The following is a 17,193-nucleotide window of genomic DNA, read 5'->3' on the forward strand; positions in this document are numbered from 1 at the left end:
ACAGTTAAGATTTCAAACGCGGATCGCTGACGTAAACGTCAAAATTCGCTTGCGAAAGCGGCTGATTTCGTTTGGATAGGCTAACTGGAGATTTTTCGGGATTCACCCTGGGGGGCATACCAAAATGAAAATGCAAGCCAAAACCACCCTTGCGGCACTCTCTCTTGCGCTGATGGCCACCACGGCCCATGCGGGGGGATTGGACCGTACCACCTACACACCGCACATTCTGTTTGAACAGGGCAAGGTGTACATCGAAGGCTCGTTTGCACGGGTTTATCCGGATGTGGACGGCGATCTCAACGTTGGCCCGATCAATGGAGTTGACGATATCAGTCCAAATTACGGATTGATGTCAGCTGGCATAAAGATGGACGTTACGGATCGCGTAGCGGTAGCATTCCAGACATTTGAGGCGGTGGGATCAGACATTGACTATAGTGGCGCTGGCAACTTTTACGTCCCACTAACGGCTTCCTTAAGTGGTCGCGCTTATACAGGTACGGTTAAAGTTGATATCACTGACAACATTTCACTCTTTGGCGGTTTCAAACATATAGTTGCGGGCGGAGATGCGACAGCTATTACGCCGAGCCTATCTGCTGGCGCGGACGTGTGGGATTTCGATACCGGTCACGGTACCGGCTACATTGCGGGTATCGCTTACTCGATTCCCGATATTGCTCTTCGCGTATCGCTGACTTACGAGTCAGCCTTCGACATTGATCTGGATACTACCGTCACCGGCAATGCGTTGGGGCCAACATCTGGCACCACAACTGCTACAATTCCTGAAGCTTGGGAATTGTATTTTCAGACCGGGATTGCGCCTGGCACCCTGCTGTTCGGCAGCGTTCGCCACACATCTTGGAGCGGTGCCAACATTCAGCTAATGAATACCTCCCAGCCCGGCGTTGGTAATCCTGATGCATTCGCTCTTACAGACTTTTCAGACAGTCTGACTTGGAAACTGGGTGTCGGAAAGCAGCTTACCGACCGCCTGAGCATGTCGGTTAGTGGAACGTATGAAGATGGCAGTGGAAAGCCTAGCACCTTGCAGCCCGTTGATGGTAAAGTCACGCTTGGCTTGGGCGCCAAATACAAGCTGACGGAAAACATCGAACTGTCTGCTGGTGTCAGCCACACTTGGCTGGGCGACAACGAAACAGACACCGGACAGGCTGTTGAAGCCCAGTTCGAAGACAACCACGCCTGGGCCTTTGGCACCAAGATCGCGCTGCGCTTCTAAGCCAGCCTGATTATACAAAAATTCAAAAGCCGCCCTTGGAAGTTCCAATGGGCGGCTTTTTTTTATCATGCAGCCGGCTGCACATTGCCATTTTTCATAGAGGCTTGATCGTGAAGCTGCAGCCTTCACCCCTTCCGGTGCACGAAGACCCAGCCGGTGGAGCCTTCGACATTCTCAAGATGCGCGCCGTGTTCCTTGCTGATCAGCGTCAACTCGCCGGCTTTCTCCAGTGCATCCAGCTTGGCCGGAAAACTGCCTTCCTCGTAATAATGGTCGTTAAGACCGATAACGAGAAGCCCGCCGGATCCCAGCACGCGCAGGATGTCGTCAATCGCATCGGGCCGGACATGGCCGAAGGAAAAGACGCCGACACAGGCGGCCGCGCCATACTGGCCATCGCCCGCATCAAGGGGAGGGGTGTTCAGATCGGCCTCGAACAGCCGACGGTAGACGCCGGTGGCCTTCGCCTTTGCCAGCATTTCAGGTGACAGGTCACAGCCGTCGAGGGTTGTAAATCCCGCATCCGCCAGCGCCTTGCCTGAAAGCCCGGTACCGCAGCCCACATCAAGAACCGGCGCATTGGTTTCCAGCCCGGCCGCCTTCAGCGCCGCCGCGCAGCGCTGCGGCTGGCGGTAACCCTTTTCCTTGCCGATTTCCAGATCATAGACATCTGCCCACTCGGCATAGTGCTGCCGGGTTTCGTCGGTCGTCTTCAGGTCATATGCCTTTTCGAAATAGCGCTTGTCTGCCGCCGCTTTCGGTCTGTCCTGCCCGCTCACGTCTGCCTCCTTCCCTCTCCGATCCGTGCCGCAGTGAACGAAAATCGTTGCCCTTTTGCAACATCTTCCTGCCGATTGTCCCTGGCCGGTCGCTGCAGGGCAGTCCCGCCCGGCTTTGCCCCTATTGCGCCACATTGCGGCAGGACAGAGCAGGGCAGGAAATCCGTGATTTTTCCGGCCTGACGGCCCGGCACCTGCAAATCCTGTTCCGGATAAGATTTTGGAAACCGGGATTGCATAGCGTGCGTTCAGACTTGCCTGATCGGAAATAAAATCCGAAAACGGCGGTTTGTCGGGTGCGGCGGCGCAGATTGCGCGCAGCCTGCGCGAAAGTCAGTAGCTGGGGATCATCATGGCAACAAGAAGCAAGGCCGCCACAGGCGGCAACACGCATGCAGGGGATGCAATGAGCGGCGAAAACACCGGCTCGAAAGGCGCCAGCCGTTTCGACAAGTCGAAATTGCCGAGCCGCCACACCACGGTGGGGCCGTCCAGGGCGCCCCATCGCTCCTATCTTTATGCCATGGGGCTTTCTTCCGACGAGATCGCCCAGCCGCTGGTCGGCGTTGCCTCCTGCTGGAACGAGGCCGCTCCCTGCAACATCGCCCTGATGCGCCAGGCCCAGGTGGTCAAGAAAGGCGTTGCGGCCGGGCACGGCACCCCGCGCGAATTTTGTACCATCACCGTTACCGACGGCATCGCCATGGGCCACCAGGGCATGAAGTCCTCGTTGGTCTCCCGCGACGTTATTGCCGATTCGGTTGAACTGACCATGCGCGGCCACTGTTATGACGCGCTGGTCGGCCTTGCCGGCTGCGACAAGTCGCTGCCCGGCATGATGATGGCCATGGTGCGCCTCAACGTGCCATCGATCTTCATCTATGGCGGATCGATCCTGCCGGGTTCCTTCAAGGGCCGCCAGGTTACGGTTCAGGACGTGTTCGAGGCAGTCGGCCGCCATTCCGTTGGCGAGATGAGCAATGAGGATCTCGACGAACTGGAGCAGGTCGCCTGTCCGTCGGCCGGTTCCTGCGGGGCGCAGTTCACCGCCAACACCATGGCGACCGTGGCCGAAGCCATCGGCCTTTCGCTGCCCTATAGCTGCGGGGCGCCCGCGCCATACGAAATCCGCGACAAGTTCTGTTATGCTGCCGGCGAACAGGTGATGGACCTGATTGCCTCAAACATTCGCCCGCGCGATATCGTTACCCGCAAGGCGCTGGAAAACGCTGCTGCCGTGGTGGCCGCTTCCGGCGGTTCGACCAATGGCGCGCTACACCTGCCGGCGATCGCCCATGAATGCGGCATCAAGTTCGACCTGTTTGACGTTGCCGAAATCTTTAAGAAAACGCCCTATGTTGCCGATCTGAAGCCCGGTGGAAAATACGTCGCCAAGGACATGTTCGAGGTTGGCGGCATTCCGCTTTTGATGAAAACCCTGCTCGATCACGGTTTCCTTCATGGCGATTGTATGACGGTCACTGGCCGCACTTTGGCCGAAAACATGTCGCATGTTTCCTGGAACGGTGAGCAGGATGTGGTGCGTCCCGCCAACGACCCGATCACCAAGACCGGCGGTGTCGTCGGACTGAAGGGCAACCTGGCGCAGGAAGGCGCCATCGTGAAGGTCGCAGGCATGCAGACGCTGAAGTTTTCAGGTCCCGCGCGCTGCTTTGATTCAGAAGAGGCCGCGTTCGAAGCGGTCCAGAAGCGTGAGTACAAGGAAGGCGAAGTGCTTGTCATCCGATATGAAGGCCCCAAGGGCGGCCCCGGCATGCGCGAAATGCTGGCAACCACTGCAGCGCTCTATGGCCAGGGCATGGGCGACAAGGTGGCGCTGATCACCGATGGGCGCTTTTCCGGTGCCACGCGCGGCTTCTGCATCGGCCATGTGGGCCCGGAAGCAGCTGTTGGCGGTCCGATCGGCCTGCTGAGGGATGGCGACATCATCGAGATCGACGCCGTTGAAGGAACGCTTGATGTGCGATTGAGCGAGGAGGAACTCGCCGAACGCGCCAAAAACTGGAAACCGCGCCGCCACGACTATCAGTCCGGCGCATTGTGGAAATACGCCCAGACGGTCGGCACCGCGCAATATGGTGCCGTGACCCATCCGGGCGGAGAAGAAGAAACGCATTGTTATGCTGACATCTGAAGTATCGCGTAAGGTCCGCACCACGCTTGTCGCAGCAGCCGTGCTTGCTGCGGGGGCGGCCCTGCCGTCCGTCGAGATGGCAGGCAGCGCTTATGCGTTCGATCCCTCCAAGGTCTTCAAGGAGGAAAAGCCCTCGGTGCGCGATATTTTCCGCTTCTATCTGAAAAAGAAGAAGGAAGGCGACACCGAAGAGGCGATGGATGTGCTGGAATACGCTGCCGATCAGGGCAACCAGACCGCCCAGTGGAAACTCGGCAAGATGTATGAGGCCGGCGACACCGTGCCGCGCGATGCGGCAAAAGCCTTTCACTTCTACAAGCAGATCGCCGACAATTACGGCGAAGCGCGCCCCAACACGCCGGAATGGGCAATTACCGGCAAGGCCATGGTGGCGCTCGGCCATTACTATTCGCAAGGCCTGCCGGAAGCCGGCATCATCCAGGACGGCAATGAGGCGCGGGTGATGTATACCACCGCGGCGATGTATTTCCGCGATCCCGATGGCCAGTTCGAACTGGCCAAACTGCTGCTTGAAGGCGAAAGCAGCCCGGAAGAGGCCCGCCAGGCAATCCGCATGCTGCAGCTTGCCCGCCAGAAAGGCCATGTGGGCGCCCTGGCGCTGCTCGGTCATGCACTGGTTGAGGGCGAATACGTTCAGCAGGATGTGGTGCGCGGCCTGACCATGCTGACAAAAGCCAATGAGGGCGCGACGCCGCAAATGCGGGGCTGGATTGCCGAATTGCAGCAAAGCGCCTTTGCCCTTGCCAGCGTCGAACAGCGCCAGCAGGCAATTGCCAGAATTCAGGCAGACTGAGCGCCAGCCCGATTGGGTACCCAACCAGGCGCACGCAAACCCTCTTTCACATCAATTGAATTTTGAGCGTTGCCTGCAGGCTATCCCTGCAACAGCGTGCGGTCGAACGGTGTCATGGGCACCAGCTGTGTTGGTGCCTGCGGCCGGTCGCCCGGAAGGGAAAGCGGCGGGCCGAGCTGATAGCCCCCTGCAAAGGGGCAGGGCGCATCCAGCATCTTCCAGCTTGTATTGTTGAGCACGCGTTCGCAGCGCGCCATGGTCATGCCCCTGGGGCCCTTGATGCAGGCGGTCTGGCCTTCTTCCACATCACCGCCGGAATGCCGGCAGGTACAGTTCGGCCCGGCATCAGCGGCCAGCGGGAGCAGGGCGCTTCCGCCGAACACGATACCGGCCAATGCTGCATACAGGATGCTTCGCATGAGGGAATTCTGCGCCCAAAGGCCGATTCTGTCAAATATGGCGGATGGGTTGTGGTTTTAAGAGGATGGCGGCAATGCGGACGGAACGGGCTTTCGCTGCAATATCACGAATGACGGCTTTCTCATTTGGTGCTTTGAAAAAAGAGTTGTGGGGCAAAGCTCAGTTTCTTCGCAGCGCAACAAGGCTACCGGCAGCGATGATGATCGCAATTCCAGTCCAGGTCTGCGTCTCAGGCCAGTCTCCAAACGCGACCAGCCCGACGATTACGGCCGCGACGATCTCGAGATAAACCAGTGGCGCGAGAACGCTGGCCGGCGCGAACCGGAAAGCAGCGATGGATAAACCGTGCGACGAGCTTTGGAGTAGGCCGATCAAAGCGAAGACGCCAAGAAACGCGCCAGCACCTTGGACGCCGGCGACAAGAGCGAATGGCGTCAGGACAATCGCGCCCAGAACAGACTGGTAGGACAGAGCGGCAAGCGGTGGAGCCTGTCGCGCCGCCAAACGGGTAGCGAGCATGTACAGGGCGAAGAAAAGTCCCGCAGCAATGGCCCAGAGAATGTTGGCGTCGAAATTGCCGTCAGGCCGCAGGACGACGACCACACCGATAAATCCGATAGTTACCGCCCCTGCAACGGTCCAGGTGAATTCTTCTTTCAGCGCAATCGGGGCCAGCGCCGCGGCGACGAAAGGCGCGACGAAATAGGCTGCAATGGCATTGGCCAGCGGCACGGTTCTGATTGAAAAGAAGAACATGGTCATCGCGCCAACGAGCAGCAGCGTGCGGGCAGTCTGCGACGGCAGGCCGGCAGGAAGGATTGCGCCACGCCCATGCTTGCGGATTGCTATCGGAGCGGAGATGAGCGCGGCCGCGCAATAGGTTCCCCAAGCGATCGTAAAGACCGGGAGCGTGCCGCTCATGTATTTCGCAAGCCCGTCCCGGACCGGAATCAGAAACATCGCCAGCGCCATGAGCGCCAGGCCGAGCAGAATGCGGTCTCCTGGTATCTCATCAGTCGAAGCGATGGTGATAGGACCCCCCTGTTCTCCGGGCACTTTCGCGAAGGCAACCGGCGACGATAGCATAACTTGATCAAGTGCCCTTAGAAAGTAGTCGTTGGTTGGCCGTGCAGCATCGGTCAAATTGGGCCCCGAGCAGACACTCGTACTGAGACAGTGTCAGCGGATCGCCGTTTTACGCCGCAAACTCCACCCACACCGGCACATGGTCTGATGGCTTCTCCCAGGCACGGGTGTGCTTGTCGATGGCAGCGCCTTTAAGCCGGTCGGCCGCTTCCGGCGACAGCAGCAGATGGTCGATGCGGATGCCGTTGTTCTTCTGCCAGGCGCCGGCCTGATAGTCCCAGAAGGTGTAGGTTTGCGGCGCATCGGTCGTGTTGCGCACCGCTTCGGTAAAGCCGAGATTGAGCAACTGCCGGAAGGCTGCCCGGCTTTCAGGGCGAAACAGCGCATCACCCTCCCACACGTTCGGGTCGTGGCAGTCTTCTGCTTGCGGGATGACGTTGTAATCGCCAGCCAAAATCAGCGGTTCTTCCAGCGCCAGGCGCTCCCGCGCCCAGGCTTCAAGCCGTGCCATCCAGGAAAGCTTGTAGGGAAACTTTTCGGTGTCGACCGGATTGCCGTTGGGCAGGTACAGCGAGACGACCCGCAGGGGTTTGTCGCCCGCGGTAAATACCCCCTCGATAAAGCGCGCCTGGTCGTCGGTCTCCCCATCCAGGACAGCCAGGCCCCGGTTAACTTCGTCGAAGGGCAGTTTCGACAGCAGCGCCACGCCGTTAAACCCCTTCTGGCCGTGGGTTTCCAGATTATAGCCCAGCGCCTCGATTTCACCCCGTGGAAAGGCCTCGTCCACCGACTTGATCTCCTGCAGACAGGCGATGTCGGGCTCAGCTTCCTTCAGCCAGGCGATGACATTGTCATGCCGTGCCTTGATGCCGTTAATGTTCCAGGTGGCGATTTTCATGGCGTTCCGCTTGCATGGTTACCGCCGCACTATCGGTTTACCGATGTGTTTTGACAAGGCGGCAAAAAGCGAAACGTGGGGAAGGTCAGATCGAAAAACTGGTGCCGCAGCCGCAGGAGGCGACCGCATTCGGATTGTTGATCTGAAAGGCCTGACCCATCAGATCGTCAACGAAATCGATTTCGGACCCGCCCATATACATCGCCGATATCGAATCAAGATAGATGCGTGCGCCATCCTTTTCGAAGACCTGATCATCCTCTGCCGGTGCTCCCGATACCAGGTCGTATTTGTAGGAAAAGCCCGAGCAGCCCCCGCCTTCAACGGAGATGCGCAGGGCATTGGCATCCGGCGTGTCGGCAAGAATGGCTGCAATGCGCGCATAGGCGGCATCGGTGACAGTTACATCCGGGGTCATGGTCGGGGCGTTCATAAAGGCTCACCGCAAATTGTGGTCAGTCAGAAAGATAAGCCTCAAAGCCGCGATCTTCAAGTTGCTTGCGGCGGGGGGAAGCCGTTATAGCTGGTGCGGGGAAAATATTCAGCGCGGCGCTTGTTGTGAGCAATATCAAGAAAGGCCTGACCGCATCCACCGGCCGCCAGCAATTGGCGCCCTATGCATGCCATGCCGCGCAATCAAGGGGCAGGCTCCATCCTGAAACCCATTCCCCCACGCGCACGCCCTTTCAGCGCGACCGCGACCGCATCATTCACTCGACCGCGTTTCGCAGGCTCAAGCACAAGACCCAGGTTTTCGTCTATCACGAGGGCGATCATTTCCGCACCCGTCTTACCCATTCCATCGAGGTTGCGCAGATCGCCCGGGCGCTGGCGCGCGCTTTCGCCGTGGACGAAGACCTCGCAGAAGCGCTGGCGCTGGCGCATGATTTCGGCCATACGCCCTTCGGGCATACCGGCGAGGAAGCGCTCAACGAGCTGATGGCGGATTTCGGCGGGTTCGACCACAATGCCCAGTCGCTGCGCATCGTCACCAAGCTTGAAAAACGCTACGCGGATTTTGACGGGCTCAACCTGAGCTGGGAAACCCTGGAAGGGCTTGTAAAACACAATGGCCCGCCTGCCGGCCCGAACGGGGGGGACAAGCCCCTGCCATTGCCGATTGCGGAGTTCAACGCGCAGTTTGACCTCGATCTTGAGCATCATTCTGCGCTGGAAGCCCAGTGCGCGGCGATTGCCGACGACATCGCCTACAACGCCCATGACCTTGATGACGGCTTGCGCGCCGGCCTGTTTTCCTTGGAGGACATTGCGGAGCTGCCGCTGGTGGGCGAGCATCTTTCACAAGTCCAGGAGCACTATCCCGGTCTTGAATTCAGCCGCACCGTGCACGAAATCGTGCGCCGTCAGATCACCGTCATGGTGGAGGATGTAATTCTTGCAAGTCAGGAAAACCTGGCCAGGCTTGCCCCTGCAACACAGCAGGACATTCGCAGGGCAGGGCAGGCAATGGTGGGTTTTTCAAAACCCATGCGCAAGAAGGAGCGTGCCATCAAGGCCTTCCTGTTCAAACGCATGTACCGCGCGCCCTCCGTCATGAAGGTGCGCCGGGAAGCAAGGCAGGTTATTCGCGATCTCTTCGAGGTCTATTATTCCGGCAAGGCGCCAATGCCCGATGAATGGGGGCGCGACTGGCAGGAAACCGCCCAGCGGCTGGATGAGGAAAAACGCGCCCGCCTGGTGGGCGATTTTCTGGCCGGCATGACCGATCGCTATGCCATCCTCCAGCACCGCCACTGGTTTGACGCAACCCCTGAATTGCGGTAGGCAGTCGCCGATTTCCCAACAGCCTGGAACCGGTTTCCGGAAGCCCATTTCCGCCAGCAAGAAACACTTCATCATGACCGATATGGCCGCTGCGCAGGCAAGTGTTTTCAAGCACTTCAACCAGCAAGTTAAAAAACATCTTCAAGAGCTTGATCTTGAAGGGATTACCGATCAGGCACTATCGCGCATCGCGGTCGAGCCGCCGCGTGATCCTGCCCATGGAGATCTGGCGGTCAACGCGGCCATGGTGCTGGCCAGGCCGCTGGGGCTCAACCCGCGCGATCTTGCCGCAAGGCTTGCTGACCGCCTTGAGGGCGAGGAGGGCGTTCAATCGGCTCAGGTGGCCGGCCCCGGTTTCATCAATTTGCGCCTCACCAGTGCGTGGTGGGGCGAACATCTGCGCCACATTGTCGGCCTTGGCGCGGATTTTGGCCGCGGCATTGTTCCAGGCGGCAAGAAGGTCAATGTGGAATATGTTTCGGCAAACCCGACCGGCCCCATGCATGTGGGCCATTGCCGCGGCGCGGTGGTGGGCGATTCCCTTGCCAATCTGCTGGCCTTCGCCGGCTTTGACGTCACCAAGGAATACGTCATCAACGATGCGGGCGTGCAGATCGATGTTCTGGCCCGTTCGGTGGAGCTGCGTTACCGCCAGGCGCTTGGCGAGGAGATCGGCGCCATCCCGAAGGGCTTTATCCGGGCGACTATCTTGTGCCCGTCGGCGAGGCACTGGCGCAGGAGTTCGGCGACAGGCTGAAGCAAATGGGCGAAGCAGAACGCATGGCCATCCTGCGTGATCGCTCCATCGCCGCCATGATGGCGCTGATCAAGCAAGACCTGGCACTGCTCAACGTGCATCACGATGTGTTCTTTTCAGAACGCACCTTGCATGAAAAAAAGGACGGCGTTTCCGAAATCGACCGCATGCTGAAGGCAATGCGGGAAGCGGGCTATGTCTATGACGGCCGCCTGCCGCCGCCCAAGGGCGAAGTGCCCGAAGACTGGGAAGACCGTGAACAGACGCTGTTCCGCTCAACCGAGGTGGGAGACGACATGGACCGCCCGCTCATCAAGTCGGATGGCTCCTATACCTATTTTGCCGCCGATGTCGCCTATTTCAGGGACAAGTTCGTGCGCGGTTTTGAACGCATGGTTTATGTGCTCGGGGCCGATCACGGCGGCTATGTCAAACGGCTCAAGGCGGTCGCAAGGGCCGTTGCCGGCGACAAGGCTGAACTCGATGTGCTGTTGACCCAGCTGGTCAGGCTCTATCGCGATGGCGAGCCGGTGCGCATGTCGAAACGGGCCGGGGACTTCATCACCCTTCGCGAGGTGGTGGAAGAGGTAGGCGTTGATGCCGTGCGCTTCATGATGCTCTACCGCAAGCCCGAGGCGCCGCTTGATTTCGATTTTGCCAAGGTTACCGAGCAGTCCAAGGACAATCCGGTCTTCTACGTTCAGTATGCCCATGCGCGGTGCTGTTCGGTGTTGCGCCAGGCGGTGGCGGAAATTCCGGACATCGATCTTTCAAGATCGTCACTGGAAAGGGCCGACATGGCGCTGCTGGACGATGAGGGGGAACTGGGCCTCATCAAAAAGATGGCGGAATACCCGCGCATGGTCGAGCAGGCTGCCATTGCCGACGAGCCCCATCGCATTGCTTTTTATCTGCATGAGCTGGCCTCTGACCTGCATTCCCATTGGAATCGGGGCAAAGAAATGTCAGAATTACGCTTTATTAACCCTAAAAATGCAAATTTGACCCTGGCCAGAATGGCATTGTTGCTTGCATTGTCGGAAGTATTGGCTTCCGGATTGGGAATTGTAGGGGTTAGCGCACCTCAGGAGATGCGCTAGGCTGAGGGCTGAAAAAGTCCGCAAAACCGTCACAATGCGCGCATCGGGGCGCCTTTTTTGTCAGCCAGTTTGTCCGGCTCGCGAAGGCAGAAAACGGGTAGTAGCGTAGATGACCGATCAGAACACCGTTTACCGGGGGATTACGACACTCAGCCGGAAGAAGACGATCCGCTGGCAGAACTTGCCCGCATCGTTTCGGGAGACGTTCCGGCAAATTCGTCCAATCCCAATGTGGGCCAGCCGGCCGCAAGGTCACAAAATGCCGCCTCCGAACCGCAAATCTCCACTTCCGATTTTGCTTCCGCCCTGGCAGAGGAACTTGACCCGCCGCCTGCAGCCGGCAGCCCAGAGCCTGCCATGTCCCGTGAGGCGGAACCAAGCCTACCCCGCGAGGCGGAACCAAGCCTGCCCGCGAAGCGGAACCAAGCCTGGAAGACCAGTTGCTCAACGAGATGGGGCAGGGGGCCAGCCCCGATCCAATTGCCGGCACAGCACCCAATCCGGCCCCGGGGCCTGCCGTTGCGCTGCAACAGGGCGCACAGGCTGAACCTGCTGCCATGATGAGCCGTGCAACGCCCACGGTGCCGCAGGATGCTCAACCTGAGGCGCCCGCCACGCCGCCGCCCGCCGAACCGGCTGGTGACGCCGATGCTGCCCTTGCCCGGCTGGAAGCCGTTGCGAAATCGCTGACGGGCGAACCTGCGGATTTTGCTGATGGTGCAAGTGCCGCCGTGGAACAATCCACGCCCCGGCAGAGCACGGCGCCGGATGAACTGGATGGTATTTCGCCCGGCAACTCGCTGATCGATCAGCAAACCGCTCAACCAGACGGAATGGGGGACGCGGAAGCCGATCTGGAATCCGGTTTCGCAGAAGTGTTTGCCGCCGAACTCGGCCTCGAAGACACCGGCGAGGCTACTTCCGGCGATGGTGCCGCCAAGGATCAGGGCGAACCTGCCGACCCGATTGAAAACCACTTCGCCGATGCCTTTGCCCAGGAACTTGCGATTGATGCTGCCGGCGAGGCGCCCTCCATCGTGCCCGGTATTGACGATTCCGGCATTGATGATGGCGGGGTGCACCATGATGCCACGCTGAACGAAGGCGGATTTGATACACGGGCTGAAACCGCGCCGGCCGCCGATGCGGAACAAGCTGCAAGCCGGACCTCAGGTCCCAATCGCGGTTTTCGCCTGGCCGTTGGCGCGTTGATTGTCGCCCTGCTGGTCGGCACCGGCGTTGTTGCATGGGGCACGTTCACCGATACAGGACCAGGCGCTGACGGCGAACCGCCGGTGATCCGGGCCGACAGCGAGCCTGCCAAGGTCAAGCCGGAAGATCCGGGCGGCAGGGTTATCGCCAATCAGGAAAACCAGGTTTATGAGCGCGTTGCCGGTGGCCAGGGCACGGAAAACAACACCCAGGAAGAACTGATCACCAGCCGTGAGCAGCCGGTCGATGTGGCCGGAAAAACCGCAAGCAGGCTGTCACCGGATTCTGCCGGCGATGCTTCCCCGGCGCCGCTCGGCCTTCCGCCGAAAAAAGTGCGCACCCTTGTCGTAAAGCCGGACGGAACCATCGTTTCGAATGGCGAGCCGGCAACTGTAAACGCCACGGCTGGCAGCGCACCTTCCTCGCAAACTGCACAAACCCTGGCTTTGGCACAGCCTGGCGCTGCACAAGAGGGTGCTGGATCGGGGGCGCAGGAAACGGCTGAGCCGGCTGTCATCGCACTTGATGGTGCACAATCGACAGGCGGATTTGCCATCCCCACACCAAGCCCGCTTCCCGCTCCTGTGCAGCAGGCTGCGGCACCCGCGCCAAAACCCGAGACACCCCAACCTGCAGCACAAACCCCGCAGCCTGCAGCCCAGAGCGATTCACAGAGCGATCCTGGCGCGCCGACGCAGATCGCCTCTGCGCCGGCCAGCCCACAACCTGCTGCCGCCCGTCCGGCGGTTACCAGCAGTGAATGGAAAATACAGGTTTCCTCACAGCGTTCGCGCCGTGCAGCAGAATCCTCCTTCGACAACATAAAGCGCCGCTTTTCCTCCATTCTGGGTGACCGGACGGCAGCGATCGAGCGCGCGGACATCGAGGGCAAGGGGACCTTCTACAGGGTCAAAGTCCTGGCCAGTTCGCGCAAGGACGCCACCGATATCTGCGGCAGGCTCAAATCGGCAGGCGGCAGCTGTTTCGTAACCCGCTGACCCGGCAAGGTTTGACGCTTGTAGCTGCCTGATATCGGTTGCCGCACGCTTTCGCCTTGTCATTTTGGCGGCGGGCTCCAATGCCATTGACCGGCATCAAAACCGCTTTTCTTTGCTCAAGACACGCTCTAAGTTCCCCGCGATGGGAATCAAGGCATTCATTACCGGTGTAGCGGGAACATCGCTTAGTGACGAAGAGCGCAGCTTCATCGATCACGAGCATCCCTGGGGACTGATTCTGTTTGCGCGCAACATCGAGGAACCAAGGCAGGTCCACCGCCTTGTCGATGAATTCCGAGAAAGCGTCGGAAGGGGCAATGCGCCGGTACTGATCGATCAGGAGGGCGGCCGCGTTCAGCGCCTTTGCCCGCCTCATTGGGAAGCTTATGCGACGGCCCGGCAATTGGGGGATTTGTGGCGCCACGATCCAGCAGCCGGTGAGGAAGCAATTCGCCTGCATTCGCGCCTGATTGCATTCGATCTCCTCAATCTGGGTATCAATGTCGATTGCCTGCCGGTGCTCGATGTGCCGGTTGAGGGCAGCCATGACATCATCGGCGACCGGGCCTATTCCAGCAATCCGCAGGAAGTGGCGGCGATGGGCCGCATGGCTTGCGAGGGGCTGCTGGCAGGTGGCGTCTTGCCGGTGGTAAAGCACATTCCCGGCCATGGCCGCGCCAGCACTGACAGTCACCTGGAACTTCCGGAAGTCCATGCCGGTCATGACGCGCTTTCGGCCACTGACTTCGCACCGTTCAAGGCGCTGGCGGACATGCCGCTCGCCATGACCGCCCATGTGCGGTTTCATGCCCTCGACCGCGAACATCCGGCAACGGTGTCGCAAAGCATCATTACCGCCATTATCCGGGGCGAAATCGGGTTTGACGGCCTGCTGATGAGCGATGATCTTTCAATGCAGGCGCTGGAAGGCACACTGGCCGATCGCACAGAAGCCAGCATTGGCGCGGGCTGCGACATGGTCCTGCATTGCAATGGCGACATGCGGGAAATGACGGAAGTCGCCTCGGTCTGCCCGGTGCTGGAGGGCAGGGCGCTTGAGCGGGCCGAAAATGCAGAGGCCCTGCTGGTTGAGTCCGGTGAAATTGATGTGGATGCCGCAAGGGCACGCTACCGCGACTTGTTGGAACCTGCCGTCTGATCGGCTAGGATCATGCGCTAACGGCTGTCAGTACAAAGACCTGGACAAATTGACAGCAAGACAGCGGCGTGACGCACAGTGGTATGGCGCGCAAAACGCTGCAGGAAACAACGTACTATCCAGGGCAAGACGGGCATAATGAGCGACAATCCATTCAATGAGCCGGATTTCTGGGCGAGGCGCGATGAGGACCGCGCTGTGTCCGACCCGCTTCTGGTGGTTGATGTGGACGGTTTTGAAGGCCCGCTCGACCTGCTGCTGGAGCTTGCCCGCCGCCAGAAAGTCGATCTTTCAAGGATATCGATCCTGGCCCTGGCCGAACAATATCTTGAATTCATCGCCGAGGTCAGAAAGCTGCGCATTGAACTGGCAGCGGACTATCTGGTGATGGCGGCATGGCTTGCCTATCTGAAATCGCGTCTGTTGCTTCCTGACCATGAGGATGACGAGGAAGGTCCTTCCGGTGAAGAACTTGCCGCCCAGCTTGCTTTCCGCCTGCAGCGCCTGGAAGCGATGCGCGAGGCCGCCTCCCGCCTGATCAATCGCAACCGGCTGGGGCGGGATTTTTTCCCCCGCGGCATGCCCGAGCCCATCGTCACCGAAAAGACCCAGCAATATGAGGCTTCGCTCTATGACCTGCTGACGGCCTATGCCGCCCAGCGCCAGCGCAACGCCATTTCGACGGTGACGATTTCCCAGCGCCAGGTCTGGTCGCTCAGCGAGGCGCGTGAAATCCTCGAACGCATGATTGGCGGTCTGAAGGACTGGACGCCGCTCGACAGCTTTCTGCTTGATTACATTCCCGATCCGAAAATGCGGGCCAGCGTGCTTGCTTCCTCCTTTGCCGCCTCGCTGGAGATGGTCCGCGAGGGCAGGCTGGACGTGCGTCAGGAAGGGGCTTATGAGCCGATCTATCTGAAACAACAGGTCAACTGAGGACAAGGAAATGGGCGAACGCGGCTCCGCTGCCGAAGAAGAACAGGAACAGGCAACCATCCTGCCCTTTGCCCCTCCGGGAAAGGTGGCCGGCGAGGCGATGGATGCTCGCGACCTGCGCGAGCAGCTTCGAATGATCGAGGCAATTCTGTTTGCTTCCTCTGAACCGGTTTCTGAAAAGGCGCTGCGCGAACGCATGCCCGACGGCATCGATTTCGATGCCTTGATGGCTGAACTGCAGCAGGCCTATGCCGGGCGCGGTGTCAATGTGGTGCGCATCGGCGGTAACTGGGCTTTCAGGACGGCCGACGATCTGGGGTTTTTGCTGCAGAACGAAGCCGTTGAGACGCGAAAGCTCAGCCGTGCGGCACTGGAAGTGCTGGCAACCGTCGCCTATCATCAGCCGGTTACCCGCGCCGAGGTGGAAGAGGTGCGTGGCGTTGCAACGTCCAAGGGGACACTGGACGTATTGCTGGAAACCGGCTGGGTGAAGATGCGCGGACGGCGCAAGACGCCGGGCCGGCCGGTGACCTATGGCACCACCGATGCATTTCTGGATCATTTCGGACTTGCCGAATTGCGTGATCTGCCGGGGCTGGATGAACTAAAGGGTGCCGGCCTTCTGCAGGGCAGGCTGCCGGCCAATTTTCAGATTCCCGTGCCGGATGGCGTTGACGACCTGGCCGAGGACGAAGACCCCTTTACGCCGGACGATCTGGAAGAGCTTGGCTTGCTGCCGCCCACGGGCGGTGATGAGGACGGGGAATAGGCCACGCAAAGGCCGCATTTGCATGCGGCAAATACCCTTGACCGGTTTGTCCACGGGTAATCCCGCCGATGCGAAATCTCGTTACAATTTTTTTCCTGAGCGTGGTTGCAGCAATGCTTCTCGTTGCCGGATCGCCCGCCGGCGCACAGCAGGAGGCAATCCCCGCCCCGCCGCCGTCCTCACTGGAGGTCGAAGGCCGTCAGGCTGAGGAAATCTGGATTGTCACAAAGTCGGGCCGGTTCCGCTTCACCGCCGAGATTGCCGATGATCCGCAGGAGCGCTCGCGCGGACTGATGTTTCGCAAATCCATGCCGCCCAAGCATGGCATGTTGTTCGACTTCGGAGAGGTGCGGCCGGTTCACATGTGGATGCGCAACACGCCGCTCTCCCTCGACATGGTGTTTCTTGATGAAACCGGTACCGTTACAAGCATTGCCGAGCGCACCACGCCGTTTTCCGATGCAATCATCGATTCAGGCGGGCCGATTTCCCATGTTCTGGAACTCAATGCCGGAATTGTCCGCCTCATCGGCCTGCAGCCCGGCGACAGGGTGGAGCATGCTTCGTTCGAACAGTAGTTTTAGTGCGTCCAGGGTGTTTTGCGCGAATAGGCAAAATTGTCGGCATAGGACATGACCCTGCGGGCCTTGCGGGCAGGGGGGGCAGGTTCCACGCGATAGTCGAGACCCTCGCGTTCGGCATAGGCCACCGCTTCTTCCTGACTGTCGAATTCCAGCCGGATCTGGGACTTCATGTCCGATGACGAAGTATAGCCCATAAGCGGCTCGATGCGGCGTGCCGTCTCGCGCTCGAATTCAAGCACCCAGCTGCCGGTTTTCGCGCGGCCCGACTGCATGGCCGTTTTGGACGGACTGAATATTCTGGCAGTCATCGCAGCTTCTCCCCGCAGGTTGGGCTCAATCCCGTGGTGGAAAACTGGTCGGAGCGGAGAGATTCGAACTCCCGACCCTCTGGTCCCAAACCAGATGCGCTACCAGGCTGCGCTACGCTCCGAAGTTGTTTTCGCAGGGAATTGCGAAGGGTTCCTTAGCCGAAGCACCGGCCAACCGCAAGGG

Annotated in this window: 15 protein-coding genes, 1 tRNA gene and 1 pseudogene; 10 read left to right on the top strand and 7 right to left on the bottom strand. The window is 59.7% G+C overall.

Translation table 11 applies throughout. From position 1 onward, the window contains the following. Positions 1-124 precede the first annotated feature (124 nt). Positions 125-1,249, top strand: a complete 1,125-nt coding sequence (locus BVL55_RS07145; RefSeq protein ID WP_075996312.1) for an OmpP1/FadL family transporter — start codon at positions 125-127, stop codon at positions 1,247-1,249. Between the two features lie 125 nt (positions 1,250-1,374). Here the strand turns inward: BVL55_RS07145 and BVL55_RS07150 are convergent, their stop codons facing one another. Then, a complete protein-coding gene (locus tag BVL55_RS07150; protein ID WP_075996313.1) occupies positions 1,375-2,028 on the bottom strand; it encodes a class I SAM-dependent DNA methyltransferase in 654 nt (217 codons plus the stop codon). A gap of 406 nt (positions 2,029-2,434) precedes the next feature. Between BVL55_RS07150 and ilvD the strand changes: the two genes are divergently transcribed. Then, on the top strand, positions 2,435-4,183 hold the full coding sequence (gene ilvD, locus BVL55_RS07155) for a dihydroxy-acid dehydratase (protein ID WP_075997989.1): 1,749 nt from the start codon (positions 2,435-2,437) through the stop codon (positions 4,181-4,183). Then, positions 4,170-4,997: a tetratricopeptide repeat protein gene (locus tag BVL55_RS07160; RefSeq protein WP_075997990.1), complete on the top strand. Its 828-nt coding sequence runs from the start codon at positions 4,170-4,172 to the stop codon at positions 4,995-4,997. The genes ilvD and BVL55_RS07160 overlap by 14 nt, the downstream gene beginning before the upstream one ends. 80 nt (positions 4,998-5,077) lie before the next feature. Here the strand turns inward: BVL55_RS07160 and BVL55_RS07165 are convergent, their stop codons facing one another. The 4 genes from BVL55_RS07165 to BVL55_RS07180 all read right to left on the bottom strand — a co-directional run bounded on the left by BVL55_RS07165 (position 5,078) and on the right by BVL55_RS07180 (position 7,819). Further along, a complete protein-coding gene (locus tag BVL55_RS07165) occupies positions 5,078-5,416 on the bottom strand; it encodes a hypothetical protein (RefSeq protein ID WP_075996314.1) in 339 nt (112 codons plus the stop codon). Between the two features lie 160 nt (positions 5,417-5,576). Further along, the gene (locus tag BVL55_RS07170; RefSeq protein ID WP_156892460.1) at positions 5,577-6,560 is read right to left on the bottom strand and encodes a DMT family transporter; all 984 of its coding nucleotides are present in this window, start codon (positions 6,558-6,560) and stop codon (positions 5,577-5,579) included. 52 nt (positions 6,561-6,612) lie between these two features. Next, positions 6,613-7,401: an exodeoxyribonuclease III gene (gene xth, locus BVL55_RS07175; protein WP_075996316.1), complete on the bottom strand. Its 789-nt coding sequence runs from the start codon at positions 7,399-7,401 to the stop codon at positions 6,613-6,615. 85 nt (positions 7,402-7,486) lie between these two features. Beyond that, complete coding sequence (locus BVL55_RS07180; RefSeq protein WP_075997991.1) at positions 7,487-7,819, bottom strand: HesB/IscA family protein; 333 nt, start codon at positions 7,817-7,819, stop codon at positions 7,487-7,489. A 149-nt stretch (positions 7,820-7,968) separates the two neighbouring features. Between BVL55_RS07180 and BVL55_RS07185 the strand changes: the two genes are divergently transcribed. The 7 genes and pseudogenes from BVL55_RS07185 (at position 7,969) to BVL55_RS07215 (ending at position 16,695) form a co-directional block, all read left to right on the top strand. Then, the gene (locus tag BVL55_RS07185) at positions 7,969-9,186 is read left to right on the top strand and encodes a deoxyguanosinetriphosphate triphosphohydrolase (protein ID WP_162841532.1); all 1,218 of its coding nucleotides are present in this window, start codon (positions 7,969-7,971) and stop codon (positions 9,184-9,186) included. Positions 9,187-9,268: 82 nt separating this feature from the next. After that, positions 9,269-11,043 (top strand): annotated as a pseudogene (gene argS / locus BVL55_RS07190) (arginine--tRNA ligase). A 440-nt stretch (positions 11,044-11,483) separates the two neighbouring features. Beyond that, on the top strand, positions 11,484-13,253 hold the full coding sequence (locus BVL55_RS07195) for an SPOR domain-containing protein (RefSeq protein WP_156892461.1): 1,770 nt from the start codon (positions 11,484-11,486) through the stop codon (positions 13,251-13,253). Positions 13,254-13,395: 142 nt separating this feature from the next. Continuing rightward, entirely contained in the window at positions 13,396-14,412 is a 1,017-nt protein-coding gene (nagZ, locus tag BVL55_RS07200) for a beta-N-acetylhexosaminidase (RefSeq protein ID WP_075996318.1), read from the top strand. Positions 14,413-14,550: 138 nt separating this feature from the next. Continuing rightward, positions 14,551-15,348, top strand: coding sequence for a segregation and condensation protein A (locus BVL55_RS07205; RefSeq protein ID WP_075996319.1), 798 nt, complete (start codon positions 14,551-14,553; stop codon positions 15,346-15,348). A gap of 10 nt (positions 15,349-15,358) precedes the next feature. Then, on the top strand, positions 15,359-16,117 hold the full coding sequence (gene scpB, locus BVL55_RS07210; RefSeq protein WP_075996320.1) for an SMC-Scp complex subunit ScpB: 759 nt from the start codon (positions 15,359-15,361) through the stop codon (positions 16,115-16,117). A 113-nt stretch (positions 16,118-16,230) separates the two neighbouring features. Continuing rightward, positions 16,231-16,695 (top strand): DUF192 domain-containing protein, encoded by a 465-nt coding sequence (locus BVL55_RS07215; protein WP_083649641.1) that lies wholly within the window; start codon positions 16,231-16,233, stop codon positions 16,693-16,695. A gap of 2 nt (positions 16,696-16,697) precedes the next feature. Here the strand turns inward: BVL55_RS07215 and BVL55_RS07220 are convergent, their stop codons facing one another. Together BVL55_RS07220 and BVL55_RS07225 are read right to left on the bottom strand one after the other, a co-directional pair. After that, on the bottom strand, positions 16,698-17,009 hold the full coding sequence (locus tag BVL55_RS07220) for an ETC complex I subunit (protein ID WP_075996322.1): 312 nt from the start codon (positions 17,007-17,009) through the stop codon (positions 16,698-16,700). 45 nt (positions 17,010-17,054) lie between these two features. Further along, positions 17,055-17,131: transfer RNA gene (locus tag BVL55_RS07225), tRNA-Pro, on the bottom strand. Positions 17,132-17,193: the final 62 nt, after the last annotated feature.

The sequence above is a fragment of the Salaquimonas pukyongi genome, assembly GCF_001953055.1.
In the GTDB taxonomy this organism is placed as follows: domain Bacteria; phylum Pseudomonadota; class Alphaproteobacteria; order Rhizobiales; family Rhizobiaceae; genus Salaquimonas; species Salaquimonas pukyongi.

What these genes read in the sequence shown, in the direction of transcription:
- BVL55_RS07165 (WP_075996314.1), bottom strand. Translation starts at nt 5,416, where the DNA reads ATGCGAAGCATCCTGTATGCAGCATTGGCCGGTATCGTGTTCGGCGGA.
- xth (WP_075996316.1), bottom strand. Translation starts at nt 7,401, where the DNA reads ATGAAAATCGCCACCTGGAACATTAACGGCATCAAGGCACGGCATGAC.
- BVL55_RS07220 (WP_075996322.1), bottom strand. Translation starts at nt 17,009, where the DNA reads ATGACTGCCAGAATATTCAGTCCGTCCAAAACGGCCATGCAGTCGGGC.
- ilvD (WP_075997989.1), top strand. Translation starts at nt 2,435, where the DNA reads ATGAGCGGCGAAAACACCGGCTCGAAAGGCGCCAGCCGTTTCGACAAG.
- BVL55_RS07205 (WP_075996319.1), top strand. Translation starts at nt 14,551, where the DNA reads ATGAGCGACAATCCATTCAATGAGCCGGATTTCTGGGCGAGGCGCGAT.
- BVL55_RS07145 (WP_075996312.1), top strand. Translation starts at nt 125, where the DNA reads ATGAAAATGCAAGCCAAAACCACCCTTGCGGCACTCTCTCTTGCGCTG.
- BVL55_RS07215 (WP_083649641.1), top strand. Translation starts at nt 16,231, where the DNA reads ATGCTTCTCGTTGCCGGATCGCCCGCCGGCGCACAGCAGGAGGCAATC.
- BVL55_RS07180 (WP_075997991.1), bottom strand. Translation starts at nt 7,819, where the DNA reads ATGACCCCGGATGTAACTGTCACCGATGCCGCCTATGCGCGCATTGCA.
- scpB (WP_075996320.1), top strand. Translation starts at nt 15,359, where the DNA reads ATGGGCGAACGCGGCTCCGCTGCCGAAGAAGAACAGGAACAGGCAACC.
- BVL55_RS07160 (WP_075997990.1), top strand. Translation starts at nt 4,170, where the DNA reads ATGCTGACATCTGAAGTATCGCGTAAGGTCCGCACCACGCTTGTCGCA.
- nagZ (WP_075996318.1), top strand. Translation starts at nt 13,396, where the DNA reads ATGGGAATCAAGGCATTCATTACCGGTGTAGCGGGAACATCGCTTAGT.